Annotated in this window: 8 protein-coding genes and 1 pseudogene; 8 read left to right on the top strand and 1 reads right to left on the bottom strand. The window is 44.1% G+C overall.

Annotation, left to right across the window (positions count from 1 at the left end; genetic code table 11):
• Positions 1-543: 543 nt before the first annotated feature.
• Positions 544-759: a hypothetical protein gene (locus Xinn_RS19050; RefSeq protein WP_086955684.1), complete on the bottom strand. Its 216-nt coding sequence runs from the start codon at positions 757-759 to the stop codon at positions 544-546.
• 401 nt (positions 760-1,160) lie between these two features.
• Here Xinn_RS19050 and Xinn_RS22245 point away from each other — a divergent pair, with 401 nt between their 5' ends.
• The 8 genes and pseudogenes from Xinn_RS22245 to Xinn_RS19015 form a co-directional block, all read left to right on the top strand.
• Positions 1,161-1,322, top strand: a complete 162-nt coding sequence (locus tag Xinn_RS22245; protein ID WP_169923624.1) for a hypothetical protein — start codon at positions 1,161-1,163, stop codon at positions 1,320-1,322.
• A 40-nt stretch (positions 1,323-1,362) separates the two neighbouring features.
• Entirely contained in the window at positions 1,363-1,857 is a 495-nt protein-coding gene (locus Xinn_RS19045; protein WP_086955686.1) for an SMI1/KNR4 family protein, read from the top strand.
• A gap of 219 nt (positions 1,858-2,076) precedes the next feature.
• Positions 2,077-2,544 carry a type III toxin-antitoxin system TenpIN family toxin gene (gene tenpIN / locus Xinn_RS19040; RefSeq protein ID WP_086955687.1) on the top strand — a complete coding sequence of 156 codons (468 nt, stop codon included), beginning with the start codon at positions 2,077-2,079 and terminating at the stop codon, positions 2,542-2,544.
• 337 nt (positions 2,545-2,881) lie between these two features.
• A complete protein-coding gene (locus tag Xinn_RS19035; protein WP_086955688.1) occupies positions 2,882-3,169 on the top strand; it encodes a helix-turn-helix domain-containing protein in 288 nt (95 codons plus the stop codon).
• A gap of 142 nt (positions 3,170-3,311) precedes the next feature.
• Positions 3,312-3,839: a PFGI-1 class ICE element type IV pilus protein PilL2 gene (gene pilL2 / locus Xinn_RS19030; RefSeq protein ID WP_086955689.1), complete on the top strand. Its 528-nt coding sequence runs from the start codon at positions 3,312-3,314 to the stop codon at positions 3,837-3,839.
• On the top strand, positions 3,836-4,537 hold the full coding sequence (locus Xinn_RS19025) for a TIGR03759 family integrating conjugative element protein (RefSeq protein WP_099137750.1): 702 nt from the start codon (positions 3,836-3,838) through the stop codon (positions 4,535-4,537). Before pilL2 ends, Xinn_RS19025 begins: the two co-directional genes overlap by 4 nt.
• On the top strand, positions 4,513-5,055 hold the full coding sequence (locus Xinn_RS19020) for an integrating conjugative element protein (protein WP_086956842.1): 543 nt from the start codon (positions 4,513-4,515) through the stop codon (positions 5,053-5,055). Before Xinn_RS19025 ends, Xinn_RS19020 begins: the two co-directional genes overlap by 25 nt.
• Positions 5,052-5,717, top strand: a pseudogene (locus Xinn_RS19015) (type IV conjugative transfer system coupling protein TraD); the annotation flags it as partial. The gene Xinn_RS19020 and the pseudogene Xinn_RS19015, both read left to right, overlap by 4 nt.

Genomic DNA, 5,717 nt, shown 5'->3' with positions numbered 1-5,717 from the left:
TATGCCAGAACGCGTTCAAAACACCACAAAGAAAATCATGTAAAAACAAAACATTGGATGCGTGTTTTGAACGGCTTAATTCTTAAGAGCCTATCTATGAGTTCACTCTGTTTATGGAATGCAAATCTTATTATCGCACAAAGTCACTTATGACGACGCTATCTAGTAATACAGGAGATAAGACTATAAATATAAAATAAACCATTGTTGTGAATATTATTGTTATTCCTATTGTTGTTGGCTTGGAAAATGTAGATTCATAGCTTATATCAAATATCTCTGCAACAGCACCTCTGGAGTAAGAATATAGAAAACAACTAGATAAAATCCATATCATTTTAAATGTGGTTAAATATACAGAGTTTATACTTTCACTTTTTTTTATGGGGTTTGAAACGAATGTTAGTATAGATATGAATAATAAAATAAGAAATAAAATGAAGAATGTTATTGTATTTGCTTGTTCATCTGTTTTTTTCATGAATGTAAAAACAAAGCAAAATGCTAGAAAAAATAAAGATGATAACATTGAAAGAGCAATGCTTATGGCATAATTTGATATTTTAGATTTATTTTTGGGAAAGGACCTATTTTTTTATGGAATATAATTGTTAGGCTGATAAGGATCATTCCAATGAAAATAACAACAGGTATTGCTGATGGTTTTTTATCATTCAATATGAAGGATATTGAAAGGTAAAAGCATAGCGCATGATAAATATAAACATATTTTGAAGGGGATATAGTTTTGTATGACATGTTTATCTCCATTTATATAAAAATAACATCTTGGGCTTGGCTAATGAGTGTAATTAGATTTGGTTAATGCTTTCCAATAAAATATGATGATTTTAAACTGGAGTGAAATGTATTAAATCACTAAATAGTGTTTAAAAATGATAGGAGTAAATCTTATTCCACATATCGCAAGGGATAAGAACCCACCATTTGAAAAGACTCTCACTATTATGAAAAATCATATAGGATTTCTATATTAGTTATATTAAAAAGTAAAGTTATTTTCATAAGTTTCCATTTGATTTATAAACTAATTATGTAATAAAGTGATCCGTGGTTATTTTCCTTCTTAACTTGATTGTTGTTTCTTTTTTTTTATGATAAAAAAGCTCTTTTTCACTAAGAATGAATGAGTATTTACAATGACATCTTTAATTGATATTCACTTAGAAAATGTAGAACAACACTTGGATGAAGAAGATAAAGATACTTGGCACGTTATAAAAGGAGCCGGTAATAAGTCTATTGATAAATTACTTTCTGTATATACTCATCTAACTTCAAAATGCTGGGTTGATTTTTAAATTAACAGTTTAAAATCAATAATATGAATTGTATCCTATCATGCATCTTCAAGTTTATTGCGTATATCCTGATTGCCCAGTTACTTTGATTGAACTTCTGAAACGCGTAGATGGTACTTACTGGCGAAAATATGAAGATACAACGATTAGCTGTTTACTGTTCGGTTCAGATGTTGGTGAAGATTTTGGATATTACTTGTTATCATGTGATGACATAATTGAAGAGAATAAGCATAACCAGAGTATTGCAGATGATTATGGAGAATGGTTAGAGGAAGAGGACATAATTTCTATAGATGATAGAATAAATATTCATATTGCTATGAATAAACGCCTTTGCTTTGCTCACTGTATGAATAATGGTGGTACATCTATATTGTATATAGACTTCGATCCTATTAATGGTGGTAAGATAGGTCAAGTGATACGATATCTACATGATCCAGACAGTTATATAGTACTCGCTGATTCTTTTGATGAATATCTTGAACGATTAACTCAAACTGATTACCAATTTGTTCCTCAATATTGTTGAGGTTTTATTAAATAAATTGACAAATCAGTATGTCAACGGTATTCTTTATATGCAGTTTGTGGCGGTAGGGGAGCCCCACGTAAAAAACAGAAACCTCCAAACTGAAGTATAGTGGTGGTAGGAGCACCCCACGTAAAAAAACAGAAGTCTCCAAACTGAATTAACTGCCAGAAAAACCCCTGAATTGGGGTTTTTTTTGATTCAGACAAAAGTGATCAGATGAAATTAAGAAAATTAGATCAAACCTTCTATGATGAGAATATTTATCTCATACAAGCACTTGATAACGAAAGTGGTAAGTGGATCCCCGGTAAAACACGAGGGCATGGTATTGTTGTAATAAACATCAACAAATTAACATTTGCAATTCCACTGAGAACCTCAATTAAACATAACGCAGCATATATTACGCAAAAATCTAATCAGAAGGGTATTAAAGGTAAAGGATTGGATTACTCGAAAGCCTTATTAATTACTCATCTGAGATATATTTCTGATGAAATATTTTTGATCCCACCAGAACAACATAAAAATATTCAAGGAAAGGAATTTTTCATCACAAGAAAATTTGAGAAGTACGTGGAAAAGTATATTAAGGCAGTTAAAAAAGGGGATAAGCATATTCTTAATAGCCTGGAGTATCGTTTTACTACACTTCAAAATTACCATGATCAGTTAAAGGTATGAATATGTTATAAGCGTTTTATTGTTGTTTTGTATTCTATTTGAACAATGTCAGTAACTCAAAGAGTTTAATTTACTTGTTAAACTTACACATTCGATTATTGAATTAAATAACGCAATTCGTTAAAGTAAAGAAGCTATCGGCAAAATCCGATAGTGAGGAATCTCAGGCCTCAAAGTTATCCACTGGTAGGAAGTTTCTACCAGTGTGTCTGTACTCGCCCCTTCAATGGCGGTTCAGACAGGGGAGGCTTCGGCCTCACCGGCTGATAACTCCGGTACCTGAGAATCCCTGTCTTGAATCGCCACCACTTAATAATCAAAAGAAGGGGAAGCAGGTATGACTATGACTCACACTCAGAAAGACTGGCACCCAGCCGAAATTATTTGTGCATTACGCAAACGTGGTACGACACTCGCCGCTTTATCCCGCGAATCGGGATTAAGTTCTTCCACCCTGGCAAATACCTTATCCCGCCCATGGCCCAAAGGGGAACAGATCATCGCTGCCCGTTTAGGAATGGAGCCTGCTGAAATCTGGCCCAGCCGCTACTTTGATGATTACGGTAATTTTATTGAGCGCAAAATCCGTCAGCCGGCTGATGAAAGCCGGCCAGTGGCGGAATAACACACTGATATAAATCATAATGTGATAATGCCGGCTCCGGCAGGTTAATTTCCAGCAGACACAGTTGAGTTGTTCATTGAATACAGTATCGGGTTCCCTGCATAGTCGGTGCTATTGATGACTGAGCAGGAACCTGACCGGAATGAAAAATCGTGTGTTAATCAGCCTGATGGCGGTCATATTGACCGGCTGCACGACTTGTGTAAAACAACCCCCACCCGCAAACGCCTCCCCGCCTTCCGTGACTCAGAGACAAAACAGCCCGTCTGTGTCACCGGATATATATGGGCAAGCCCCCGAAGTCGTCCGCGCCGGTCGTTATATCCTGGTCAGTACCGACCCGACAACCGCTCAGCGTGACCCGCTTTCTCAGTTGATTGAGGTGCATATTCCGGCATCCGGGCAGCCCACAGTGGGCGATGCCCTGCGTGACGTGCTGCGTCAGTCGGGTTACCGGTTATGTGCGCCTGAAAAAACCCATGATATTTTATATCGTCAGCCGCTGCCGTCGGTACACACGCAGTCCGGTCCCGTGCGGCTGCGCACGGTGTTGCAGTTTATGGCCGGTCCGGCCTGGCAACTGGAGGTGGATGAAGTCCGGCGTGTGGTGTGCCACCATTTGCGACCGGGTTATCAGCTCCTGCAATCTCAACAGGAAAAACAGCCATGAAACGGCATCGAATCGGTTTGATGGCGTGGGTCGTACTCAGCAGCCCGGCATGGGCAGACACTCCGGCACCCTTAACCGCGCAGCAGATGCAGATTGTAGAAAGTCAACGTCAAACGCTGAAAACGCCGGCCGGGCAATGGGGACTGAAGGCGGAGGAATACCAGCGTTATCAGCACCTGATGGCAGGGCCAAGGGGAATTCAGTCGCCGGGACTCGATCCGCTGACCGCATTAGGAATTGAAGCGGAAAGTGAGGCGGAACGCCGCCGTTATGCCGAACAGTGGGTGAAAGCCGAATTTGCCCGTACTGAAAAAGAACTGCGCTTCCAGCGTGAGGTGAATGCCGCCTGGCAACGACTGTTTCCTGATGTCCTGCCCGTTGATATGGCAAAATCGCAGGAAATAAACGGGCGACTGGCTCTGTTTGTGAAAGCGGATGATTGCCCGGCGTGTGACACCCGTCTGGCCGAGGTACTGGCCTCCGGACAACCTGTAGATATCTATCTGGTTGACAGTCAGGGCAAGGATGAACGGTTGCAGCAGTGGGCCAAAAAACATCAGATCCCCGTTGAACGGGTACGCCACCGGCAAATCACCCTGAATCATGATGCGGGGTACTGGTTCCGGTTCGGCAGGGGGCTGATGCCGGTCTTGTTGCGACAGGGGGAGCAGGGATGGCAAATCAGCGCATTACAATGAAACGGCTGAGCGTATTCCCTGTTATCGGCCTGTTATGGATAAGTGCCGGCCATGCCGAACTGAATGTGATTGCCGATTTAGGCGGCCAAGATGCCTCGCCCTTTTATGAGAGCATTAATGCGCAGCAAGGCAAAGAGCCTTTGCCCGCGGCACCGTATTTCTCACCCGACGGGGTCGGTGAAGCCGCCATGTTACCCGTTAAAACACCGGCACTGACACCGGGCAAAGTTGACAGCAGACCTCTGCAACTACCGGGGATTGGCGCCCTGTTTCTGATTGGAGATGATCCCGCTTCACACCAGTGGTTAAGCCAGAATGCCGGCACATTGACAAAACTACATGCCGTGGGTCTGGTGGTGAATGTCAGGGACAGGGCGGGCTTACAGGCACTGCGCGCATTAGCACCGGATTTACTGCTGTCACCGGCTGCCGGCACCGAACTGGCGCGTCGGTTGCAGTTGCAACACTATCCGGTGTTGATCTCCGACACCCGACTTGCTCAGCAGTTATCACCATGAGCCGCCGTTATGTGGTGGAAGCCCTGCTGCGTCCGGCCGTCGAGCTGAATACGGCGCTGGTCTCCGCCGTGGCGGCGTTTGTCTGTCTCCGGGCGCCTTGGGCCATTGCACTGGTACCCGCCGTCAGCTATATCATGGGCGGCGGGTTTGCCGTCCTGGCGATACTACGCACATGGCAGGGCATGCAGGTTATCCGCTATCGCCGGAACCTGCGCCGCCTGCCGCGTTACCGGATGAGCACAAAGCATATTCCCGTCAGTCACCGGCAGTTGTTTCTGGGCTGGGGCTTTCGCTGGCAGCAGAAGCATACCCAGCGTTTACAGGATACACGGCGACCGGAAGTGGAACGATTCGTACAGCCGTCTCGGGTTTATCAGCTTACCCGTACACTGGAGCGAGCAACCGAATACCGTTGGCCGGCTTTATCTGCGTTGTTACGTCAGGACTCCCCTTTCAATCCGGTACGCCCGCTGCCGCCGGTGGGCGGTAATCCGGCCCTCCACGGGATTGAGCCACAGGAGGCGGACGTGTTTATGGACTTACGCGAACGGGTCGGGCATACGCTGGTGATGGGCACGACCCGGGTGGGCAAAACCCGGCTGGCTGAACTGCTGATAACACAGGATATCCGGCGCGGCGAGGTGGTGATTGTCTTTGATCCC

Source organism: Xenorhabdus innexi (assembly GCF_002632485.1).
Classification (GTDB): domain Bacteria; phylum Pseudomonadota; class Gammaproteobacteria; order Enterobacterales; family Enterobacteriaceae; genus Xenorhabdus; species Xenorhabdus innexi.
Note: the sequence above shows the minus strand (reverse complement) of the source record. Positions and strands in the feature narration are given on the sequence as shown.

What these genes read in the sequence shown, in the direction of transcription:
- Xinn_RS19035 (WP_086955688.1), top strand. Translation starts at nt 2,882, where the DNA reads ATGACTATGACTCACACTCAGAAAGACTGGCACCCAGCCGAAATTATT.
- Xinn_RS19050 (WP_086955684.1), bottom strand. Translation starts at nt 759, where the DNA reads ATGTCATACAAAACTATATCCCCTTCAAAATATGTTTATATTTATCAT.
- Xinn_RS19020 (WP_086956842.1), top strand. Translation starts at nt 4,513, where the DNA reads ATGGCAAATCAGCGCATTACAATGAAACGGCTGAGCGTATTCCCTGTT.
- tenpIN (WP_086955687.1), top strand. Translation starts at nt 2,077, where the DNA reads ATGAAATTAAGAAAATTAGATCAAACCTTCTATGATGAGAATATTTAT.
- Xinn_RS19025 (WP_099137750.1), top strand. Translation starts at nt 3,836, where the DNA reads ATGAAACGGCATCGAATCGGTTTGATGGCGTGGGTCGTACTCAGCAGC.
- Xinn_RS22245 (WP_169923624.1), top strand. Translation starts at nt 1,161, where the DNA reads ATGACATCTTTAATTGATATTCACTTAGAAAATGTAGAACAACACTTG.
- pilL2 (WP_086955689.1), top strand. Translation starts at nt 3,312, where the DNA reads ATGAAAAATCGTGTGTTAATCAGCCTGATGGCGGTCATATTGACCGGC.
- Xinn_RS19045 (WP_086955686.1), top strand. Translation starts at nt 1,363, where the DNA reads ATGCATCTTCAAGTTTATTGCGTATATCCTGATTGCCCAGTTACTTTG.